Raw genomic sequence first — 21,613 nt, forward strand, 5'->3', positions numbered from 1 at the left:
GATGACCCAGCAGGTTCTTCCCTTTGTTGCCCGTCATATCGGGCCGAGAATTGAAGACGAGCGCGCCATGCTGGCCGCGCTCGGCCTTCCTTCCATGGAAACCCTCATCACGCAGGCCGTTCCGGCGTCCATCCGTCTCAACCGCGCTCTGGATTTGCCAGCGCCGTTGAGCGAACATGCGGCGCTGGCCGAATTGAATGAAATCATGGGCCGCAACGTGGTGAAGAAGAGCTTCATCGGTGCGGGCTATCATGGCGTGCATACGCCGCCGGTGATCCAGCGCAATCTGTTTGAAAATCCAGCCTGGTACACGGCTTATACGCCTTACCAGTCGGAAATCAGCCAGGGCCGTCTGGAGCTGCTGTTCCACTTCCAGACGCTGGTTGCCGAGCTGACCGGCCTGCCGGTTGCCTGCGCCTCGCTGCTCGATGAAGCAACCGCCGTTGCGGAAGCTGTCGGCGTTGCCTGCCGTCATCATCGCGACAAGCGCAGCCGCGTGCTTCTGGCGGGCGATCTGCATCCGCAGACCGTCGATGTCGTCAACACGCGCGCCGAGCCGCTCGGCTGGCTGGTTGAAGCTGGCAGCACTGTCGATGACAACACCGCTGCGGTCATCGTGCCGTGGCCGGATACCAAGGGCGTTTATGGCAACTTCACCGGCGTTATCGCCGATGCAAAAGCCAAGGGTGCGCTGGTTATCGCCGTTGCCGATCCGCTGGCGCTGACCATCATGGAAGCTCCTGTCAAATGGGGTGCCGACATGGCTGTCGGTTCCATGCAGCGTTACGGCGTGCCGATGGGCTTTGGCGGCCCGCATGCCGCTTATCTCGCCGTGTCCGAGCCGCTCACCCGCATCATTCCGGGCCGCATTGTCGGCCAGTCGGTCGATGCGCATGGCCGCGCGGCCTATCGGCTGGCGCTCCAGACCCGCGAACAGCACATCCGTCGCGATAAGGCGACCTCGAACATCTGCACTGCGCAGGCGCTGCTCGCCAATATGGCTGCATCCTATGCCATCTGGCACGGTCCGGCTGGTTTGCAGGCGATTGCCACACGCATTGCCGCTCTTGCTGCCCGTTTTGCTGCCGGTCTCAAGGCCGCTGGTGTCGAAATCGCAGGCGAAAGCCTGTTCGATACGGTTTCGGTCAAGGTCGCCGGCAAGGCTGCGAAAATCGCTGACGAGGCCGACAAGGGCGGTCGTCTGCTGCGCATCATCGATGCCGACACGGTTGGCGTGACCTTCGACGAAACCTCGACCGAAGACGATCTTGCGGCACTCGCCGTTCTGTTCGGCGCGAAGGTAGTCGAAGGCGACGCGGTTCTCGTTCCGGGCAAGGGACGCGGTGAGGGCTTCCTGACGCAGGATGTGTTCCATTCGCACCGTTCGGAAACCGAGATGATGCGCTTCCTGCGTCGTCTGGCCGACAAGGATCTGGCGCTTGACCGCGCGATGATCCCGCTTGGTTCCTGCACCATGAAGCTCAATGCGGCGGCAGAAATGATGCCGGTGAGCTGGAACACGGTTGCGAACCTGCATCCCTTCGCACCTGCGGCACAGACCGAAGGCTATGCGAAGATGACGGCTGACGTCGAAGCATGGCTTTGCGAAATCACCGGCTTTGCAGGTGTTTCGCTGCAGCCGAATGCGGGCAGCCAGGGCGAATATGCCGGTCTCTTGGCCATCCGCCACTATCACCAGTCGCGTGGTGAAGGTCATCGCAACATTTGCCTGATCCCGTCGTCTGCGCATGGCACCAATCCGGCCAGCGCCTCGATGGCAGGCATGAGCGTTGTCGTGGTCAATTGCCGCCCGGATGGCGACATCGATATCGATGACCTCAAGGCCAAGGCCGAGAAGCATCGCGATAATCTTGCCGCCTTCATGATCACCTATCCGTCGACCTATGGCGTGTTCGAAGAAGGCATCAAGGCTTTCTGCGAAATCGTCCATGACAATGGCGGTCAGGTCTATTTCGACGGCGCAAACCTCAATGCACTCGTTGGCCTTGCGCGTCCATGCGATATCGGCGCCGATGTCTGCCATATGAACCTGCACAAGACCTTCTGCATTCCGCATGGCGGCGGCGGTCCGGGTGTCGGTCCGATCGGCGTTGCCAAACATCTGGTGCCTTATCTGCCAGGCCACGTTGATCTTGGTTCCAAGCACGCCGTTTCGGCAGCTCCCTTCGGCAGCGCGTCTATTCTGGTCATTACGTGGATGTATATCCGCATGATGGGCGGTGCAGGTCTTAAAAAGGCGACCGAAGCTGCGATCCTCAATGCCAACTACATCGCGCATCGCTTGAAGGACGCTTATCCGATCCTTTATACGGGCGCGCATGACCGCGTGGCGCATGAGTGCATCGTGGATACGCGTGTTCTCAAGGATAGCGCGGGCGTAACCGTGGAAGATGTGGCCAAGCGCCTCATCGACTATGGTTTCCATGCGCCGACCATGTCGTGGCCGGTTGCGGGTACGCTGATGATCGAGCCGACAGAATCCGAGCCGAAGTCGGAAATCGACCGTCTCTGCGACGCTATGATTGCCATTGCTGGTGAGGCGAAGAAGATCGCCGAGGGTGTCTGGCCGCAGGATGACAATCCTCTTGCCAACGCACCGCACACGGCAGGCGATACGCTGGCCAGCGAATGGACGCATCCTTACACCCGTGAGGAAGCGGTGTTCCCGGCCATTGCCTTGGGCGGCGAATTCGACGCCACGGCAAAATACTGGCCGCCGGTCAGCCGCGTGGACAATGTCGGCGGCGACAGAAACCTCATCTGCTCGTGCCCGCCGGTTGCAGCCTACGGTTGATTGCCAGTTGGATGACTGAAAACACGAAGGCGCCGCAGAAATGCGGCGCTTTTTTCTGTCCGGTTTGTTGGGGTTTTCAGAAAACGCCGCTTTTGCAATTATCTGCTGATCGCAAATAGAAGAAAACATATCGGACGGATTTATCATGAAGATAATAGTTTTAGTCTTGTCTCTCTTTCCGATCTTTATCGGCTTTTCTTCCAGAGCGGCGTTCGCGAAGGATAATGCTGCCAGATTAGAATCCACATTACAGTGCTGGCGCTACGGCGAGAAATTGTGTTGTTTTGATCATTACGGTGAGAATGTATGCTTCCCGAGAATGTGAAGCATTTATTATAATTCAAATATTGAAGCTCTACTGCGGTGGAGCTTCTTTTATTTGGCGCTACAGGAATTCAGGCAAAAAAAGAGCCGGACTAGGAAGTCCGGCTTAGTTATGAAGGTGCCACTTGGGCAAACCTCCAGAGGGGAACACTTACCGCGCGCAATGGGAGGAGGCACAGCGGTAAGTAACCCCGATATGGATCAGTCAGCCGCATTGTTCAACCCCTTAGTCGACTTTTTTTGTCGATTTCGGAAGATTATGAACTTTTTCACGGGTTTATGATCGCGCTACCGCAATGCAAACGGGGGTTGTGTTTCATTTCGGTTCAGGTTGCGGCACAGAAAAATTCAAAATCTTTTCCGTGGGATAGGGCGTGAGTCGCCCCGGCCTGTCTGCCGCGGTTCGTCAGCCGTGCCTTAATTGCTCCCATAAACGCATGAAATCGTTAGAATAATTCTAAAACATTCCTAGCGTGGTCATGTTCATTTGTCTTGCAGTGGGTGTAAGCTAATTATAAAAGGTGACCAATTGACGAAGGCTTAGGCTGATCGAGAACTGGTCAAAAGGGGCGGGCCGGTTTCTCTGTCTGTTTGGATAGAACGAAATGCTCGTACCGTTTCTCATCATGTTCCGCGAAGGCGTGGAGGCAGCGCTGATCGTTGGTATCATCGCGAGCTATCTGCATCAGACGGGACGCAGCGCCTGGATACCCGTTGTCTGGATCGGCATTCTTCTGGCGCTTGCCATGTCGCTGACCGTTGGCGCGATCCTGCAAATTCTGAGCGCAGAGTTTCCGCAAAAGGCGCAGGAACTGTTCGAAGCCATCATTGGATTGATCGCCGTTTTCGTGCTGACTTCCATGGTGTTCTGGATGCGCAAGGCAGCGCGCTCGATCAAGGCCGAGCTGCATCATTCCATCGACGCTGCTTTTGAAACGCCGACGCATAAGGGCGTCGGCCTTATCCTGATGGTGTTTTTCGCTGTTGCCCGCGAGGGGCTGGAGTCGGTCTTCTTCCTGCTGGCCGCATTCCAGCAAAGCGAAGGCGCTGCCGCCCCGCTCGGTGCGCTTCTGGGTGTGCTGCTTGCCGCTGTCGTCGGCTATGCCATCTTCAAGGGTGGTTTGAAGCTCAATCTGCGCCGTTTCTTCCGCTGGACTGGCGTTTTCATCCTGATTATCGCCGCCGGTATTCTGGCCAATTCGGTGATGGCGTTGCACGAAGCCGGTCTCTGGAACCATTTCCAGACGGTGGTTTTCGACGCAAGCGACATTCTACCGCTGGACAGCACGCTCGGTTCGGTTCTGGCCGGTATCTTCGGCTATATCGCAACGCCGACGGTTAGCGAAGTCGTGGCCTATGTCGCCTTCCTTGTTCCAGCACTCGTTCTTTTCCTGATGCCATCCTCCGCGCCTGTTCAGGGCGCTGAGGCCAAGCATAGCGCTTAGTCGAAGAGATTTTTCATGACGAACCCTAAAGCCACCGAACCTTTCTCCCGCAATCTGGTTCGCATCGGGCTGGTGCTGGCCGTGCTGCTGCTCGTGGCGGCGGGGGCGGCCTTCTATTACGCCTCCCGCGTTTCGGACAAGGCGCGCCATGCCGATGCAGAAGGCAAAATTCAGGTGGCGATCAATGCCAAAAGCTGCGAGCCGAACGAGTTGTCCGTTCCGGCGGGCCGCTCGGTGTTCGAGATCGTCAACAAGTCCGACCGCACCGTCGAGTGGGAAATTCTGGATGGCGTCATGGTGCTGGAAGAGCGCGAAAATATCGCGCCCGGTTTCAAGCAGACAATCACGGCAAAGCTTGCGCCCGGCGAATATCAGATCACCTGCGGCCTGCTGTCCAACCCGCGTGGCAAGCTGACGGTGACGCCGTCCGCTGCCAGCGATGCCGAGAAGGGCAAGAAGCTGCCACTGACCGCCTTCATCGGCGCGCTGGCGGAATACCAGATTTATCTTGCAGCAGAAGTGGCTGAATTCCAGAAGGAGACAGGCGATCTGTCGGCTGCTGTCACCAGCGGCAATCTGGAAGCAGCGCAGGCAGCCTATGGTCCGGCCCGCGCCGCCTATGCCCGCATTGCGCCGGTTTCCGAAGCCTTCTCCGATCTCGATACGGCCATCAATGCGCGCGCTGATTATTTTGAAAAGCGTGAGCAGGATGCTGCTTTTGGCGGCCTGCATCGTATCGAATACGGGCTGTTCGAGCAGAAATCGGCAGACGGTCTGGCTCCGGTCGCGACTAAGCTGGCGCAGGATGCCGGTGCCTTGAAGGAGCGTATTCGCGCCCTGCGCATTTCGCCGGATCGCATGCTGGCAGGCACTGCATCGGCGCTTAATCGCTTTGCTTCGACGGCGGGCGAAACGGGTGAAGACCGCTATGCCCACACCGATCTGCACGCATTCGCCGGTCTCGTTGAAGGCGCGGCCAAGACGGTGGATGTGTTGCGTCCCATCGTGGACAAGGTCGATGCGAAGGCATTTGAAGGCATCGACAAGGAACTGGCTGCGGTGAACGCTCTTTTGAGCGCCAATGCCGAAGGCAATGGTTTCAAGACCTATGACAATCTTTCGTCTGATGAAAAGGCGAAGATCAAGGACGGTGCCGCTTCGCTCGCCGCCCAATTCTCTAAACTCCGCGATCAATTGGGAGTGGATTAATGACCAAGAAATTTTTGAAAACCGATAATCCTGTTTCACCTTCACGCCGCGCATTGCTGCTGGGCGCTGGGGCAACCGGCGTTGCCGGCGCGGTGGCGGGCGTGTTGAACCCGCAACCGGCCCATGCACTGTCTTCCGACAGCGTGACCAACGCGCCGGAAAGCGACAAAATTCACGAAAGCCAGCCGTTCCATGGCGTTCACCAGCCGGGCATTGTCAATGCGCGTCCGGCGGCTGGCCTGGTTGCCGCCTTCGATGTTCTGGCGCGGGATCGCGGTGAACTTGAGCGCATGTTCAAACTCCTGACCGAGCGCGCTGCCTTTCTCATGAAGGGCGGCGAGCCGCCGGTGCTCGACGCAAAATTTCCGCCGTCTGATTCAGGCATTCTCGGCCCGACGGTGACGCCGGACAATTTGACGATAACGGTCGCGCTCGGCAATTCGCTGTTCGATGACCGTTTCGGCCTGAAGCCGATGAGACCGAAGCGCCTTCAGCGCATGACCGGCTTCCCCAACGATGCCTTGCAGAAGGACATCTGCCATGGCGATCTGATGATCCAGTTCTGCTCCAACACGCCGGACACCAATATTCACGCGCTTCGCGATATTATGAAGAATATGCCGGACTTGCTGATGGTGCGCTGGAAGCAGGAAGGCACTGTGCCGGTGCAGCCGCCGCATTCGCCGAAAGCCAAGGAAAGCGCGCGTAACTTCCTCGGTTTCCGCGATGGGTCGGCCAATCCGGATGCATCCGACAAGAAACTGATGCAGCAGGTTGTCTGGGTGCAGAAGGAAAGCGACGAGCCGGATTGGGCCGCCAATGGCAGCTATGTCGCGGTGCGCATCATCCGCAATATGGTGGAGCGCTGGGACCGCACGCCATTGCAGGAGCAGGAGACGATTTTCGGTCGTCGCAAGGATAGCGGTGCGCCGTTCGACGGTAAGACAGAAGCCGATGTGCCGGATTTTGCCAAGGATCACGATGGCAAGGTCACGCCGATGGATTCGCATATCCGTTTGGCCAATCCGCGTGATGCCAAGGCGCATGAGAACCTGATCCTGCGCCGTCCGTTCAACTATTCGAACGGTGTCACCAAGTCGGGCCAGCTCGATATGGGGCTGCTGTTCATTGCCTATCAGGCCAACCTCGAAAAAGGTTTCATCACGGTCCAGAACCGCCTCAATGGCGAGCCGCTGGAAGAATATATCAAGCCCATCGGCGGCGGATATTTCTTCGCGCTGCCGGGCGTGACGGACGATCAGGACTATTACGCGCGTGGATTGCTTGCGGCGAGCGGGCCGCAAAACGCCCGCGGGTGAGGTGGAGGCATTTCCCCCACAACTGCCCAAGCTGTTTGGAGAAATGCACAAACAAGATGACAGAGCGTTTTGACGGTTGAGGCCGGAGCGCTCTGTCCATCATCATGGAGAGGCTAAACATGAAGTATCGTCTGCCCCTGTATGTTTCTGGGCTTGCTTCGGCTTGCGCCGTCGCGCTCTCGCTCAGCTTCGGCGCTGCCAAGGCCGAGGTTTCGCCGCTGGATCTCGTCCAGCCGATTGCCGACTACAAGGTCTATGTGCAGGAGCACCTCGACATTCTGGTGAAGGACACCAAGGCTTTCACGGATGCGATCAAGGCTGGCGATCTGGCGAAGGCCAAAGAACTCTATCCGTCCTCGCGCGTCTCCTATGAAAAGATCGAGCCGATTGCCGAACTTTTCGCGGATCTCGATGCATCCATCGATAGCCGCGCCGACGATCATGAGAATGGCGAGAAGTCGGAAGATTTCACCGGCTTCCACCGCCTCGAATATGGCCTGTTCGCACAGAACACGACCGATGGCCTGACGCCTTTTGCGGACAAGCTCTATGCCGATGTTCTGGAACTCCAGAAGCGTGTAAAAGACCTGACTGTTCCGCCCGAAAAGGTCGTGGGCGGTGCAGCCGCACTCATGGAGGAAGTGGCTGCTGGCAAGATTTCCGGCGAAGAAGACCGTTACAGCCACACCGACCTTTGGGATTTCAAGGCCAATGTCGATGGCGCGCAGAAGATTGTCGAGTTGTTCAAGCCGCTGATCGAGAAGGAAAATCCTGACCTGATCAAGAAGGTCGAAGCCAACTTCAAGACCGTTGACGATATTCTTGCCAAGTACAAGAAGGGCGACGGCTACGAAACCTATGACAAGCTGTCGGAAGACGACCGCAAGGCGCTTGCCGGTCCGGTGACGACGCTGGCCGAAGACCTGTCCACGCTGCGCGGCACGCTTGGCCTGAACTAATCCGTTCCAGTAATGGAAAATGAAAATGGCGGGCAATGCCCGCCATTTTCTTTTGGTCAGATCGCGCCCGGATAGACTCTGACGGGGCGATTGTCCTTGACGGATTCCATCACCACGAAGGTCGATGTGCTTGCCACATTGGGCAGGCTGGAAATCTTCTCGCCCAGCACTTCGCGATAGCGACGGATATTTGGTGTACGCACTTTCAAAAGATAATCGAACGAGCTCGCGATCATGTGGCACTCTTCCACCTCGCGTATCTTGCGCACCGCCGTGTTGAAGGCGTTGAGCGCCGCCTCGCGTGTGTCGGACAGTTTGACCGTCGTGAAGGCGATGTGATCGATGCCAAGTTTCTCCGGATCGATAGCCGCGCGAAAGCCCAGAATATAGCCTTCATCGACCAGCCTTTTCAGTCGCGCCTGACATGGCGTCTTGGAAAGACCGACCTTTTTAGACAGCTCGGTTACCGGAATTCTGCCGTCTTCGCTGAGAACTTCCAGAATGCGCCGGTCGAACTGATCCAGATCGTCTATAGACTCTATCTTTCGCATTCATTTTGCCTTTATAGATCGCGATAATAAGATCGTTTTTCCTTTATATGGTTCAAATCAAGGCAGAATGCAATTTGCGCCGATGATAGTGTGCACCCAAATAAAACAGAGGTAAACTGGGCGTTACGCCCGGGCCTGTTCTCTTTTGCGAGCCTTGCACCATGACCGATAAAATTCCAGCTCCCACAAATCCGGTTTTCCAGAATTTTGCGCCGCCGATCCGCGAGCAGAGCGCTCTGCGTCAGATCATCACGAGCGCCTATCGTCGTTCGGAAGCGGAATGCGTGACGGCTCTGGTTGAGCAGGCGACACTGCCGGATGAAACCCGCAAGGCGGTGCGCGCAACGGCGCGCAAGCTGATCGAGGCGCTGCGCGCCAAGCACAAGGGCACCGGCGTTGAAGGTCTGGTGCATGAATATTCGCTGTCGAGCCAGGAAGGCGTGGCGCTGATGTGCCTTGCCGAAGCGCTGCTGCGTATTCCAGACATGGCGACCCGCGACGCGCTTATTCGCGACAAGATTTCCAACGGCGACTGGAAGTCCCATATCGGCGGCGGTCGCTCGCTGTTCGTCAATGCTGCCACCTGGGGCCTCGTCGTCACCGGTAAGCTGACCAACACCGTCAATGATCGCGGCCTTTCGGCTGCGTTGACGCGCCTGATCGCCCGCTGCGGCGAGCCGGTTATCCGCCGTGGCGTCGATATGGCCATGCGCATGATGGGCGAGCAGTTCGTCACCGGCGAAACCATTGATGAAGCGCTGAAGCGCGCCAAGCCGCTCGAAGAACGCGGCTTCCGTTACTCCTACGATATGCTGGGCGAGGCCGCGACCACCGCTGCCGACGCCGAGCGCTACTACAAGGATTACGAAACCGCCATTCATGCCATTGGCCGCGCTTCCGCTGGTCGCGGCATCTATGACGGCCCCGGCATTTCCATCAAGCTTTCGGCGCTGCATCCGCGTTATGTCCGCTCGCAGAGCGAACGCGTCATGGGTGAATTGCTGCCGAAGGTGAAGGCACTCGCGGCCATCGCCAAGTCCTACAATATCGGTCTGAACATTGACGCCGAAGAAGCTGACCGTCTGGAACTGTCTCTCGATCTGTTGCAGAGCCTGATCGAAGATCCGGATCTGGCCGATTGGGAAGGCATCGGCTTCGTGGTGCAGGCCTATGGCAAGCGCTGCCCGTTCGTGCTCGATTTCATCATCGATCTGGCCCGCCAGAACAAGCGCCGTGTCATGGTGCGTCTGGTGAAGGGCGCTTATTGGGACGCCGAAATCAAGCGCGCGCAGGTGGACGGTCTGGAAGACTTCCCGGTCTATACCCGCAAGGTGCACACCGACGTTTCCTACATTGCCTGCGCTCGCAAGCTGCTGGCGGCAACCGATGCCGTCTTCCCGCAGTTCGCGACCCACAATGCGCAGACGCTGGCGACGATCTATCACATCGCCGGCCAGGATTTCAAAACCGGCAAGTTCGAATTCCAGTGCCTGCACGGCATGGGTGAGCCGCTTTATGACGAAGTTGTCGGCCCGTCCAAGCTTGGCCGTCCGGCCCGCATTTATGCGCCGGTTGGCACGCATGAAACACTGCTGGCCTATCTGGTGCGCCGCCTGCTCGAAAACGGCGCGAACTCATCCTTCGTCAATCGCATTGGCGATGAAAATGTGTCCGTTGATGAGCTGGTCGCCGATCCGGTCGAGGTCGTGCGCTCCATGGCCGTCGTCGGTGCGCGCCATGACCAGATTGCGCTGCCGGAAGGTCTCTATGGCGCTCGCCAGAATTCCGCCGGTTTCGACCTGTCCAACGAAGTGACGCTCGATGCGCTGAGCAAGAAGCTTGAAGCGACGGCAGATCGCAGCTGGACGTCCGAGCCGCAGGTTGCAGGCGTCAAGGTAAAGGGCGCAAGCCGCCCGGTTCTCAACCCCGGCGACCACGAAGACGTTGTCGGCACGGTCACGGAAATCGACGCCGCTGATGTTGCCAAGGCGATGGCCATTGCAAAGACGGCGACTGCAAGCTGGTCCGCCGTTGCGCCCACCGAACGCGCCGCTTGCCTTGATCGCGCTGCCGACATCATGCAGCGCGACATGCCGGAACTGCTCGGCCTCGTGATGCGTGAAGCGGGCAAGTCCATGCCGAACGCCATTGCCGAAGTGCGCGAAGCCATCGACTTCCTGCGCTATTATGCCGAACAGACCCGCCGCACATTTGGCGTTGCGCATAAGGCGCTCGGTCCAATCATCTGCATCAGCCCGTGGAACTTCCCGCTCGCTATCTTCACCGGCCAGATTGCAGCCGCGCTTGTCGCTGGCAATCCGGTTCTGGCGAAGCCTGCTGAGGAAACGCCGCTGATCGCAGCGCAGGGCGTGCGTATCCTGCACGAAGCCGGTATTCCCGCTGACGCGCTTCAGCTCCTGCCGGGCGATGGTCGCATCGGTGCGGCACTGGTTGCAGCGTCGGAAACCTGCGGCGTGATGTTCACTGGCTCGACGGAAGTTGCGCGACTCATTCAGGCGCAGCTTGCTTCGCGCCTGCTGCCAAACGGCAAACCGATCCCGCTGATCGCCGAAACCGGCGGCCAGAACGCCATGATCGTCGATTCTTCGGCTCTGGCCGAACAGGTTGTCTTCGACGTGATCGCTTCTGCCTTCGACAGTGCCGGTCAGCGCTGCTCGGCGCTGCGTGTGCTTTGCCTGCAGGAAGATGTGGCCGACCGCATTCTGGTCATGCTCAAGGGCGCGCTGCGCGAATTGTCCATAGGGCGCACCGACAAGCTGAAGGTTGATATCGGCCCGGTCATCACCGATGAAGCCAAGAGCATCATCGAAAAGCACATTCAGGGCATGCGTGAGCTTGGCCGCAAGGTCGAGCAGCTTCCGCTGGGACCGGAAACGGCCAAGGGCACCTATGTTGCGCCGACCATCATCGAAATCGAAACGCTGCGCGATCTGAAGCGTGAAGTGTTCGGCCCGGTTCTGCATGTGGTGCGCTACAAGCGCGACGACATGGAGCGCCTGATCGATGATATCAACGCCACGGGCTATGGTCTGACCTTCGGTCTGCATACGCGCCTTGATGAAACCATCGCCAATGTCGCCGACCGTATCCGCGTCGGTAACATCTATATCAACCGCAACGTCATCGGTGCGATTGTCGGCGTTCAGCCGTTCGGTGGCCGCGGCCTGTCCGGCACCGGCCCGAAGGCGGGTGGTCCGCTCTATCTCGGACGTCTGGTTGATACCGCTCCGATCCCGCCGCGCCATAGCTCGGTACACACCGATGCAGCGCTCAAGGATTTCGCGAAGTGGCTTGGCCAGCGCGGCATGAACGATCTGGCGCAGGCAGCGCGTGAGACGGGCAGCGTTTCGGCGCTCGGTCTCGATATCGAGCTGCCGGGTCCGGTTGGTGAACGCAACCTCTATGCGCTGCATCCGCGTGGTCGCATCCTGCTGGTGCCGCAGACCGAGATAGGTCTCTATCGCCAGCTGACAGCAGCGCTTGCCACCGGCAACACGGCGGCAATCGATGCGGCTTCCGGCTTGCAGGCCAGCCTGAAAGACTTGCCAGCCAGCGTTGCCGCCCGCATCGGCTGGAGCAAGGACTGGCAGGCGGATGCGCCTTTCGCCGGTGCACTTGTCGAAGGTGACAGTGCGCGCATTCTTGAGGTCAACCAGAAGATCGCGGGGCTGCCGGGACCATTGGTTCTGACGCAGGCCGCATCGACGGAAGAACTGGCCGCCAAGGACGATGCTTACTGCCTCAACTGGCTTTTGGAAGAGGTCTCGACCTCGATCAACACGACGGCTGCAGGCGGCAATGCCAGCCTGATGGCAATCGGCTAACCGGTCTCGCTCTTGAAATTGAAAAAGGCGGCTTTCGAGCCGCCATTTTCTTTTTCATAGCTCCGATGCTCAATCCACCACGCACGATATGCAATGCCGTCCCTGGCATTGGTGCAGCGGATGATCAGAAGAGAATTGCGGGACCATAAGAGAGGCTCCGGATTTCCGGGGCTTTCTTTCAGATATATTGGATTTCCCAGGGAGTTGCTACGTCAGGTGTGAAGTAAACAACCTCATCTTTTGCAGCGCTGGAAAGATACAGAGAAGCGCTTCCAGCATTCGTGATGATCGTTTTGTTGTTAGCGTTGTACTTAAGTTCCACAGGTGACGCAAAATCGGGCTTGGCAGCCCTTAGGATGGGGAATTCTTTGGGGTCACTGGAGAATGAAATCAGATGTACCCCAAGAGGCTCCATTCTTAGAATGAAGACATTTTCATCCGGGGTTACTGGAACCAAAGCCCAAGTCTCGTAAATAGTTTGACTCTGGTATCCACCAATATCCAGTGTTACGTCATACGTTCCATCTCCCACTGGCCCGCTCCCGCAGACCAAATAGCTTTCATTTTCATTATCGTATATTTTCACTTTTTTGTACATAATAACTCTATTGATTTTGTTAAATTTTGTCTCTTTATACGGATGTTTTTCATGGAATTATACTGACAGTATTGCCGGTTCTGTTTTCATCATCTGCAAGATTGGGTTATCACGCAGGAAATCGAGTTGTAGCTCGGGATGATTTTTGAAGCAGCCCCTTCGCAAGGGGCGGGGTTGCCATCTCATGGTCGCAATAACGTCTCACGCCGTAGGCAGTTAGGAAGATCGTTGAGAACCTGCTTGTAGCGGGAGACACGTTCATACGCGACCGTTCTGGAGCACTGATGATTGCCTATGTGGCTGCGGCGCGTTTGGTTTTTGTACCCGTTCCCGGTGCAGTAGATGATCCGAAGATGGCTGTTGGACTATAAGAAAATCCAAATATTAAATTGTCTTATTCCAGTCATACTGGATTTCCCAGTATTTCTGCGGTTCTATATCAAAATAAGCGAAAGATTCTTTGAGGTCGCTGGTAAGATACAGAGAGGAGCTTCCAGCATTTGTTTTGATGCTATTTTCTTTCGCGTTATATATAAGTTCTACGGGCGATTTATAGCTGGTTTTGGCGGCCCACGCGGTGTGTGCCGTTGGTATAGGATTAATCGGGCTTTGGGGATCGAACATAAACAGATTCACTTGAATGGGTGCTATCTCGAGAATGAAGACATGCTGATCTTGCCAAGCTAGGGTCCAGGTTTGGTAAAAATCTTCAATTGAGGGGTTTTTATTTAATTCTACTGGGTGAATTCCATCCCATGTTGATCTCCGGCAAACCAAGTATGCTCTATGTTCAGAGTTGTATATCTTAACATGCTGCGACATTTTATTCCCTAAAAAATGATTTTCTTTAGATTTATACCTAAAATATTTTTTTCATTATGGTACTGACAGTACTGCCGTCTTCCGCTCTCATCTTTTACGAGGTTGGATTATCGCGCTGATAAATCCAGTCGTGATCGGGGTGGTTCTTGAAGCGCCATTTGCGCAAAGGTCCGGCCATGACGTTGAGATAATACATCTCATAGCCATAGGGCGAGCCGCAGGGGTGGTGCCCCTTCGGGACCAGCACGACATCACCATCTGAAACAGCCATTGTTTCATCGAGGCTGCCATCTTCGGTGAAGACGCGCTGGATGCCATAGCCCTGCGCCGGATTGAGCCGGTGGTAATAAGTCTCCTCCAGATAGGTCATATCCGGATAATTGTCCTCGTCATGCCGGTGCGGCGGATAGGACGACCAGTTGCCCTGTGGCGTGAAGACTTCCGTCACCAGCAGGCTGTCGGCAACATCGCGGCCTTCCATCGCGATATTGTGAATGTAGCGCGTGTTGGAACCCTTGCCGCGCTGCTCCAGCGTCAGGCCTTCGGGGCCAAGTTTCTGCGCCTTGCGTCCGGGCTTGCCGGGTGCTGTGCAGACGGCGAGGACGCAATCGCTTGTCGCTATGGCGAGCCAATCGCTTTCCGCCGGAACATAGACGCAATGCGGCGGCAGCTTGTCGAACACGCTCATGCGTTCGCCCATTTCGCCAAAATCTTCGCCCGATGCGGTGATTTTGGCCTTGCCTTCCACCAGCACCAGAATGACTTCGTTGACATCGGTCCGCTCGGAGACCGTGTCGCCCGGTTTCAACCGGTAGAGACCGAAACCGACATAACCCCATTCGGCACTTTCCGGCGTGATGTCGTGGACTTTGCCATGCGTGCCTTGCGGCTTGCGTAACAGATTAGCCATGTCTCAGTCTCCCTTGTCGAGCCCTGCGTCCCTGGCGAATGCTTTCAGCGATTTCAGCCCCAGCGTCTGATATTCGAACGGGTTGCGAATATCCGGGTCCTGTTCGGCTTCGATGACGAGCCAGCCCTGATAGCCGTGTTCGGCAGCTTGCTTGAGAACAGGTACGAAATCGACCGCGCCTTCCTTGTCGCCCGGAACCGTGAACACGCCGCGACGCACCCCTTCAAGGAAGGAAAGGCTTTGGTCGCTGACTTCGGTTGCAATAGTCGGGCGAACATTCTTGGCGTGGATATGGCCGACGCGCGCCATATGCTTTTTTGCTGCGCGCTCAGGATCGCCACCGCCAAACAGGCAATGCCCGGTGTCGAGCAGGAGTTTCGTCGCCGGGCCAGTATGGTGCATCAGCAGGTCGATTTCGTCCTCGCTTTGCACGATCGTGCCCATATGGTGATGATAAACGAGCGCAATCCCCTGTTGAGCCGCATGAGCTGCGAGCGCTTCGACGCCAGCGCCGAAAGTTGGCCAGCGCGCTTCTTCCAGCACGGGGCGTTCGGAAAGCGGCTTGTCGTTATCGCCGTGAATGGCGTTGGAGGTTTCGCAGACGATGATGACCTTCGAGCCCATGGCCTTCAGAAGGTCAAGCGCGGGCTGCATCGCGGCTTTCTCGTCTTCGACCGAATTGACGAGCAGGTTGAGCGAGTGCCAGCCGGAAACATAACGCAATCCCCGCAGCTCCAGCACAGCCTTGAGCGCTTGTGGTTCCTGCGGGAATTTATGGCCCTTTTCGATGCCGTCGAAGCCGATTTTCGCCGCTTCATCCAGGCATTGATCCAGCGTGATATGCGCGCCGAGGCTGCGGTCGTCATCATTGGACCAGGCAATGGGATTGGTGCCGTACAAGATCATCGGTCAGTTTCTTTCTTTCAGCTGAGCTTCATAGGCGCGGCGGGCAGCGCGTACCTGTTCGCGCTCCGATACTTCCGGCACGGCAACATCCCACCACCAGCCGCCAGTGTCAGGCGTCGGGTAGGGATCGGTATCGATGACGATCACACTTGTGCGTGGGCTTTCGCGTGTTTCGGCAAGGGCCGCTTCCAGCTCCGTGATCGACGTAACCTTGCGTGTATCCGCACCCATGGCGCGGGCATGCGCGGCGAAGTCGATCTGCGACGGGTTCACATGGGCGGCATGGTCGAGCAGATTGTTGAATTCCGCGCCACCAGTGGCCATTTGCAGCCGGTTGATGCAGCCAAAGCCGTGATTGTCCGTCAGGACAACGGTGATTTTCTGGCCCAGCATCACGGCGGTGGCGAGTTCGGAGTTTGCCATCATGTAGGAGCCATCGCCAACCATGACGATGACGTCGCGGTCCGGCTCAGCCATCTTGATGCCAAGGCCACCCGCAATTTCATAGCCCATGCAGGAGAAGCCATACTCCATGTGATAGGACATGGCGCGCCCGGCCTTCCAGAGCTGGTGCAACTCGCCCGGCATCGTACCGGCTGCGCACATGACAACCGTATTGTCGCGTGACTGGCGTTGTACGGCACCGATGACCTGCATGTCGGTGGGCAGGGCATTGCCCTCCGTTGGTGCAGCGGTGATCCGGTCGGCATCGGCAAACCATTTGTCTTTCAATCCCATGTCAACAGGCAAGCGCTTGTAGCCTGAAAGCGCAGTGTCAAGCGCCTGCAACCCGATCCGCGCATCCGCCACCAAAGGCAGCGCATTGTGCTTCGCCCCGTCATAGGGCTGGACGTTGAGCGACAAGAGCTTGCGGCCCGGATGCTTGAACAGCGCCCATGAGCCGGTGGTGAAATCCTGAAAGCGAGTGCCAACGCCGATCACCAGATCCGCTTCGGCGGCAACAGCATTGGCGCTGTCGGCACCCGTCACACCAACCGGGCCGAAATTGAGCGGATGATCCCATGGCAGTGCGGATTTACCGGCCTGCGTTTCGATGACGGGAATGCCGTGCGTTTCGGCAAATTGCTTCAAAGCCTCATGCGCGCCGGAATAATGCACGCCGCCGCCTGCGACGATCACAGGCTTGGATGCGTTGCGGATTGCGGCGATGGCGGTTGCGAGCTCCAGTTCATCCGGCGGAGGGCGACGCCAATGCCAGACTTTCGGCGCGAAGAATTCCAGCGGCCAGTCATAGGCTTCCGCCTGAACATCCTGACAGAAGGCGAGTGTCACCGGGCCACAATCGGCTGGATCGGTCATGGTGCGGAAGGCGCGGGGCAGGGCGGTGAGAAGCTGTTCCGGTCGGGTGATGCGGTCGAAGTAGCGGCTCACCGGGCGGAAACAGTCGTTGACGGTCATGGTGCCGTCGTCGAAATCCTCGATCTGCTGCAGCACGGGATCGGGGCCGCGATTGGCGAAGACATCGCCGGGAATAAGCAGAACGGGCAGGCGGTTCACATGGGCCAGCGCTGCCGCCGTCACCATATTGGTCGCGCCGGGGCCAATGGAGGATGTGACGGCGCAGGCGCGTTTGCGGCCAAGCTGCTTGGTATAGGCGATGGCCGCATGGGCCATGGTCTGCTCGTTATGGCCGCGCCATGTCGGCAACTGCTCGCGGATGCCGTAAAGCGCCTCGCCCAGCCCCGCCACATTGCCATGACCGAAAATAGCCCATACACCCGCGATGAATGTGTCGCCTTCCGGCGTCATCTGGTTCGCGAGATAACGCACCAGCGCTTGCGCGGCAGTCAGTCGAACGGTTGTCATGTCTCCTCCCGAGATATGAATCAGTGTCTGCGCAGTTTGTCCCAGACATCGCACAGGTTTTTGTAGCGCGCGACCATTTCGGCAACGGCCTCATCATCGCTGATCTTACCATTTAGCCATTTGCGCGCTGCGTCACCGAAGATGGTTCTGCCGACCGCAAAGCCTTTCACAAGATCGAAGCCTGCCGCTATTGCGAGGCTCGATTCCAGCTCCTCGGCTGGCGCATCAAGACCCAGAACCACGATGCCACGCGTGTAAGGATCGTTGCGGGTGATGGCTTCACAGGCATTGGCCCAGGCCGCCTTGGTCTTCATCGGTTCCAGCTTCCACCAGTCAGGATAGACGCCGATATCGTAGAAGCGCTGGATGACGCGCGCGGTGGTCTCGTCATCGACCGGCCCGGCCTTGGACGGAATGATCTCCAGCAGAAACTCCAGCCGGTTGCGGCGCGCCGCCGTGAACAGCCGTTTGACGGTCGCTTCCTGTTCGGCCTTCATATCCGCCGTATCGTCCGGGTGGTAGAAACAGAGAAGCTTCACCACATGTTCCACCGGCCATTCCACGAGTCCGCCGCAATCGGCTCCGAGGTCTGGTTCCAGCTTTAGCGGACGCGAACCCGGCCATTCGGTCGGGCGTCCGATCCATAGGCCGGAGCCAGCCGCCCGGTAGAGCGCGTCACGACCCAGCCTACCATCGCACAGGATGCCATAGCCGCCGCTTCCGCCGGAAACCTGCAAGGCGGCGTCGAGGCAGAGACGTTTGAATTCGCCGATCTTTGTGTTATCCACGCCGGCCTCGGCAGCCATTTCTTCCAGCTGGATGCGATGATCGAAAGCGAAAACCCGCATATGCGGCCAGTCGCCATTGCGGTTGGTGGACCAATGCACCTGTTCCAGTTGCGCATCCTTGCGCAGCGCATGATTTCGAATGCCGTTGCGGAAGAAATATTGCATTTCTTCGAAGCTTGGATAAGCGGGCGTGCAGCCATGCCGGGAGACGGCGAAAGCACCGCAGGCATTGGCGAATTTCAGGCTGGTCGGCCAGTCCTCGCCCTTCAGCCAGCCGCGCAACAGGCCGGACATGAAGCCATCGCCCGCGCCCAGCACATTGAAAACTTCGATGGGAAAGCCTTCTCCGCTCTGCCCCTTGTCGAGATTGTCTGGAATAGCGCCTTCGAAAACCACCGCGCCCATCGGCCCGCGCTTGCAGACAAGAACGGCATCGGTGATCTTGCGCACAGCGGTGAGGGCTGCAAGCGTATCGGTCGAGCCGCCTGCAATGTGAAACTCTTCCTCCGTGCCTACGATGAGGTCAAAAAGCGGCAGGCTCGATTGCAGCTTTGCGGTGACGGCAGCAGATTCGATGAAACGGTTTTCGCCATCGCCATGCCCTGAAAGACCCCAAAGATTGGGGCGATAATCGATATCGAGCGCGGTGCGACTGCCATTCTGGCGCGCAAGGCGCAGCGCCTTGAGGACAGCGGCTTCCGTGCGCGGATGCGACAGATGGGTGCCGGTTGCGAGAACGCATCCAGCTTCAGCGATGAAATACGGGTCGATATCATCTTCGCAAAGCGCCATGTCGGCGCAGTTCTCGCGGTAGAAAATCAGCGGAAAATGCTGCTGGTCGCGGATGCCCAGAATGACCAGTGCGGTCAAACGTTGCGGATCGGTGACGATGCCGCGGGTGTCTACACCTTCCCGTTCCAACTCGCGCAGCAGGAAACGGCCCATATGCTCATCGCCGACGCGCGTGATCAGTGCGGATTTGAGGCCGAGCCGGGCGGTGCCCGTTGCGATATTCGTCGGGGAGCCGCCGACATATTTGTTGAAGGAAGCCATATCTTCGAGAAGGCCGCCGATCTGCGCGCCATAGAGGTCCACCGAAGACCGGCCAATCGTTATCAAGTCGAGCGGCTTCTCCATGAAATGCGCTTCCTCCCTCGGCACTTCTTATGATGACCGCAATGCGATTCTGTGCGCATAGCAGTTATTCCATTTCTGATTAAAATGGATTTATTATTCCATTTCAACCGAAAAATGGAATCAACCCGACTGGCGGGCGGTGCCGACGGCAACCGCAAGCGCGATAGCGAGGCAGAGTGTGGCGGAAAGCGAGCGGAAAGCGCCGAAATCCACTTCGGAGACCAGCAAGGTTTGTTGCGCAAGCTTGCTCAGCGGGCTGACGATGGTATCCGTGATGCCGACGACATTGACGCCGCGCGCGGCAGCGGATTCCGCCATCTCGACGGTTTCAGCGGAGTAGGGCGAAAAGGTGATTGTCAAAAGCACATCGCCTTTGCGGATGGCGTGCATGTTTTCCAGCTTGCCGACGGCGCTGTGCAGCATGGCCGGAACCTGCATCTTTTCCAGCGCATAAGCGAGATAGCTTGCCACAGGAAACGCGCGGCGAATGCCAACGAGGTGGATTGTCTCGGCGCGGGCGAGAATCTCGACGGCTCTTTCCAGCGCTTCCGGTTCTATAGTCTTGAGCAGGCCTTCAAGCGACGTACGCCCCGCTTCGGCAAATTCGGCCAGCAAGGCAGGCGCGCTGTTGGCTGCCGTCTCGCGCAGATGTTCCAGACGGGTCGAATAATCCGGCCAGCCGCCAGCATAGGATTCTCGGAAAAGCTTCTGCATTTCCGAAAAGCCGGAAAAGCCCAGCAATTGGCAAAACCGCATGAAGGCCGAGCTTTGCACGCCTGCGCCATCGGCCATTTCTGCGACTGTGGAAACCGCGATGCGGTCCTGATTGGCCGCGACAAAATCCGCGCATTGTTTCAGGCGCTTCGGCAGGCGGTCGGAAACTTCCAGCAGACGCGCTTCAAATTCCTTGACGGTGGTTGGGGCTGGGGATGAAGCGGAAACTGTATCCATTGCGGACTTTCCAAAAACGGTGTCTTGACAATCTTTATGCCGCATTCTAGCAAAATAGAATAAATATTCCAATATGCCTTACGCGCGATCCCCAATAAACGGGACAATTAAGTGGTAAACGCATGAATGGGAATATCAATCAGTTTTGTAACCGTTTCACAGCGGCGGTTTCCTGGGAGGGATAAGGCAATGGTGACACGTCTGGCACTGCTTGGCGCAGGTCGCATCGGCAAGGTTCACGCGGGCGCGATAGCGTCCGACAGGCGCGCCAGACTGGTCGCAGTCGCCGACGCCAATGAGGCGGCGGCGCACGCGATTGCCGACGCTGCCGGTGCGGATGTGCGCACAATCGAAGAGATCGAAAAGTCCGGTGATGTGGATGCGGTGCTGATCTGCACGCCGACCAACACCCATGCCGATCTGATCGAGCGCTTTGCGCGGGCAGGTAAGGCGGTGTTCTGCGAAAAGCCGATTGATCTCGACATTGCGCGGGTGCGCGCTTGCCTGAAAGTCATCAAGGAGACCGGCGCGAAAGTGATGCTCGGTTTCAACCGCCGTTTCGATCCGCATTTTACAGCCGTGCGCAAGGCGATTGACGATGGCCAGATCGGCAAGGTCGAAATGGTGACGATCACCAGCCGCGATCCCGGCGCGCCGCCCGCCGAATATATCAAGGTTTCAGGCGGGATCTTCCGCGACATGACGATCCATGATTTTGACATGGCGCGGTTTCTTCTCGGCGAGGAAATCGACAGTGTTTCGGCCTCGGCCTCGGTGCTGGTGGACCCGAAGATTGGCGAGCTTGGCGATTTTGATAGCGCCAGCGTCATCCTCACCACGGCTTCCGGTCGTCAGTGCGTTATCTCCAATTCGCGCCGCGCCTCCTATGGCTACGATCAGCGCATTGAAGTGCATGGTTCGCTGGGCGCTGTATCGGCGGAAAACCAGCGTCCGGTATCGATAGAAATAGCTTCGAAGGATGGTTACACCCGCCCGCCGCTGCATGATTTCTTCATGACGCGTTATACGCAGGCTTATGCGGCGGAAATTGCGTCGTTCATCGATGCGCTGGATAGCGGCAAAGCGCCGTCGCCTTCCGCCGAGGATGGCTTGCAGGCCTTGGCATTGGCCGAAGCGGCTTTGCGCTCGGTCAAAGAGGGACGCCGTGTGAAAGTTGCGGACGTTCTGGCTTAGGCATTGATTTCCG

At 57.8% G+C, this 21,613-nt stretch carries 15 protein-coding genes and 1 pseudogene; 8 read left to right on the forward strand and 8 right to left on the reverse strand.

Features of this window, described 5'->3' with window-relative positions; all coding sequences use genetic code 11:
• Position 1 precedes the first annotated feature (1 nt).
• The 5 genes from gcvP (at position 2) to efeO (ABWW11_RS16635) (ending at position 8,071) form a co-directional block, all read left to right on the forward strand.
• Positions 2-2,815 carry an aminomethyl-transferring glycine dehydrogenase gene (gene gcvP / locus ABWW11_RS16615; RefSeq protein ID WP_109367187.1) on the forward strand — a complete coding sequence of 938 codons (2,814 nt, stop codon included), beginning with the start codon at positions 2-4 and terminating at the stop codon, positions 2,813-2,815.
• Positions 2,816-3,744: 929 nt separating this feature from the next.
• On the forward strand, positions 3,745-4,584 hold the full coding sequence (efeU, locus tag ABWW11_RS16620) for an iron uptake transporter permease EfeU (protein ID WP_319080500.1): 840 nt from the start codon (positions 3,745-3,747) through the stop codon (positions 4,582-4,584).
• Positions 4,585-4,599: 15 nt separating this feature from the next.
• Positions 4,600-5,793, forward strand: coding sequence for an iron uptake system protein EfeO (efeO, locus tag ABWW11_RS16625; RefSeq protein ID WP_319080502.1), 1,194 nt, complete (start codon positions 4,600-4,602; stop codon positions 5,791-5,793).
• A complete protein-coding gene (gene efeB / locus ABWW11_RS16630; protein WP_109367190.1) occupies positions 5,793-7,112 on the forward strand; it encodes an iron uptake transporter deferrochelatase/peroxidase subunit in 1,320 nt (439 codons plus the stop codon). The genes efeO (ABWW11_RS16625) and efeB overlap by 1 nt, the downstream gene beginning before the upstream one ends.
• 119 nt (positions 7,113-7,231) lie before the next feature.
• Entirely contained in the window at positions 7,232-8,071 is an 840-nt protein-coding gene (gene efeO, locus ABWW11_RS16635) for an iron uptake system protein EfeO (RefSeq protein ID WP_109367191.1), read from the forward strand.
• A gap of 56 nt (positions 8,072-8,127) precedes the next feature.
• Here the strand turns inward: efeO (ABWW11_RS16635) and ABWW11_RS16640 are convergent, their stop codons facing one another.
• Positions 8,128-8,622 carry an Lrp/AsnC family transcriptional regulator gene (locus ABWW11_RS16640; RefSeq protein WP_109367192.1) on the reverse strand — a complete coding sequence of 165 codons (495 nt, stop codon included), beginning with the start codon at positions 8,620-8,622 and terminating at the stop codon, positions 8,128-8,130.
• A 161-nt stretch (positions 8,623-8,783) separates the two neighbouring features.
• Here ABWW11_RS16640 and putA point away from each other — a divergent pair, with 161 nt between their 5' ends.
• On the forward strand, positions 8,784-12,467 hold the full coding sequence (gene putA / locus ABWW11_RS16645) for a trifunctional transcriptional regulator/proline dehydrogenase/L-glutamate gamma-semialdehyde dehydrogenase (protein WP_109367193.1): 3,684 nt from the start codon (positions 8,784-8,786) through the stop codon (positions 12,465-12,467).
• 178 nt (positions 12,468-12,645) lie between these two features.
• Here putA and ABWW11_RS16650 read toward each other — a convergent pair whose 3' ends face one another.
• Complete coding sequence (locus tag ABWW11_RS16650; protein WP_109367194.1) at positions 12,646-13,065, reverse strand: hypothetical protein; 420 nt, start codon at positions 13,063-13,065, stop codon at positions 12,646-12,648.
• Between the two features lie 215 nt (positions 13,066-13,280).
• Here ABWW11_RS16650 and ABWW11_RS16655 point away from each other — a divergent pair.
• Positions 13,281-13,382, forward strand: a pseudogene (locus tag ABWW11_RS16655) (inositol monophosphatase family protein); the annotation flags it as partial.
• 67 nt (positions 13,383-13,449) lie between these two features.
• Here ABWW11_RS16655 and ABWW11_RS16660 read toward each other — a convergent pair.
• From ABWW11_RS16660 to ABWW11_RS16685, 6 genes are all read right to left on the reverse strand, one after another.
• Positions 13,450-13,887, reverse strand: coding sequence for a hypothetical protein (locus ABWW11_RS16660; RefSeq protein WP_109367195.1), 438 nt, complete (start codon positions 13,885-13,887; stop codon positions 13,450-13,452).
• Positions 13,888-13,981: 94 nt separating this feature from the next.
• The gene (gene iolB / locus ABWW11_RS16665; protein ID WP_109367196.1) at positions 13,982-14,797 is read right to left on the reverse strand and encodes a 5-deoxy-glucuronate isomerase; all 816 of its coding nucleotides are present in this window, start codon (positions 14,795-14,797) and stop codon (positions 13,982-13,984) included.
• A gap of 3 nt (positions 14,798-14,800) precedes the next feature.
• A complete protein-coding gene (gene iolE, locus ABWW11_RS16670; RefSeq protein ID WP_121538225.1) occupies positions 14,801-15,703 on the reverse strand; it encodes a myo-inosose-2 dehydratase in 903 nt (300 codons plus the stop codon).
• 3 nt (positions 15,704-15,706) lie between these two features.
• On the reverse strand, positions 15,707-17,530 hold the full coding sequence (gene iolD, locus ABWW11_RS16675) for a 3D-(3,5/4)-trihydroxycyclohexane-1,2-dione acylhydrolase (decyclizing) (RefSeq protein ID WP_121538227.1): 1,824 nt from the start codon (positions 17,528-17,530) through the stop codon (positions 15,707-15,709).
• A gap of 20 nt (positions 17,531-17,550) precedes the next feature.
• On the reverse strand, positions 17,551-19,455 hold the full coding sequence (locus ABWW11_RS16680; RefSeq protein WP_109367199.1) for a bifunctional 5-dehydro-2-deoxygluconokinase/5-dehydro-2-deoxyphosphogluconate aldolase: 1,905 nt from the start codon (positions 19,453-19,455) through the stop codon (positions 17,551-17,553).
• Positions 19,456-19,575: 120 nt separating this feature from the next.
• A complete protein-coding gene (locus tag ABWW11_RS16685; RefSeq protein ID WP_319080503.1) occupies positions 19,576-20,406 on the reverse strand; it encodes a MurR/RpiR family transcriptional regulator in 831 nt (276 codons plus the stop codon).
• A gap of 189 nt (positions 20,407-20,595) precedes the next feature.
• On the opposite strand from ABWW11_RS16685, the gene iolG reads away from it, so the two are divergent.
• Positions 20,596-21,600, forward strand: a complete 1,005-nt coding sequence (iolG, locus tag ABWW11_RS16690; RefSeq protein WP_109367201.1) for an inositol 2-dehydrogenase — start codon at positions 20,596-20,598, stop codon at positions 21,598-21,600.
• The last annotated feature ends 13 nt before the right edge of the window (positions 21,601-21,613 follow it).

It is taken from the genome of Brucella sp. NBRC 113783 (assembly GCF_040372265.1).
Taxonomy (GTDB): domain Bacteria; phylum Pseudomonadota; class Alphaproteobacteria; order Rhizobiales; family Rhizobiaceae; genus Brucella; species Brucella teleogrylli.

Excerpts from the sequence above, each read along its gene's own strand:
- gcvP (WP_109367187.1), top strand. The coding sequence starts at position 2 with ATGACCCAGCAGGTTCTTCCCTTTGTTGCCCGTCATATCGGGCCGAGA.
- efeU (WP_319080500.1), top strand. The coding sequence starts at position 3,745 with ATGCTCGTACCGTTTCTCATCATGTTCCGCGAAGGCGTGGAGGCAGCG.
- efeO (WP_319080502.1), top strand. The coding sequence starts at position 4,600 with ATGACGAACCCTAAAGCCACCGAACCTTTCTCCCGCAATCTGGTTCGC.
- efeB (WP_109367190.1), top strand. The coding sequence starts at position 5,793 with ATGACCAAGAAATTTTTGAAAACCGATAATCCTGTTTCACCTTCACGC.
- efeO (WP_109367191.1), top strand. The coding sequence starts at position 7,232 with ATGAAGTATCGTCTGCCCCTGTATGTTTCTGGGCTTGCTTCGGCTTGC.
- ABWW11_RS16640 (WP_109367192.1), bottom strand. The coding sequence starts at position 8,622 with ATGCGAAAGATAGAGTCTATAGACGATCTGGATCAGTTCGACCGGCGC.
- putA (WP_109367193.1), top strand. The coding sequence starts at position 8,784 with ATGACCGATAAAATTCCAGCTCCCACAAATCCGGTTTTCCAGAATTTT.
- ABWW11_RS16650 (WP_109367194.1), bottom strand. The coding sequence starts at position 13,065 with ATGTACAAAAAAGTGAAAATATACGATAATGAAAATGAAAGCTATTTG.
- ABWW11_RS16660 (WP_109367195.1), bottom strand. The coding sequence starts at position 13,887 with ATGTCGCAGCATGTTAAGATATACAACTCTGAACATAGAGCATACTTG.
- iolB (WP_109367196.1), bottom strand. The coding sequence starts at position 14,797 with ATGGCTAATCTGTTACGCAAGCCGCAAGGCACGCATGGCAAAGTCCAC.
- iolE (WP_121538225.1), bottom strand. The coding sequence starts at position 15,703 with ATGATCTTGTACGGCACCAATCCCATTGCCTGGTCCAATGATGACGAC.
- iolD (WP_121538227.1), bottom strand. The coding sequence starts at position 17,530 with ATGACAACCGTTCGACTGACTGCCGCGCAAGCGCTGGTGCGTTATCTC.
- ABWW11_RS16680 (WP_109367199.1), bottom strand. The coding sequence starts at position 19,455 with ATGGAGAAGCCGCTCGACTTGATAACGATTGGCCGGTCTTCGGTGGAC.
- ABWW11_RS16685 (WP_319080503.1), bottom strand. The coding sequence starts at position 20,406 with ATGGATACAGTTTCCGCTTCATCCCCAGCCCCAACCACCGTCAAGGAA.
- iolG (WP_109367201.1), top strand. The coding sequence starts at position 20,596 with ATGGTGACACGTCTGGCACTGCTTGGCGCAGGTCGCATCGGCAAGGTT.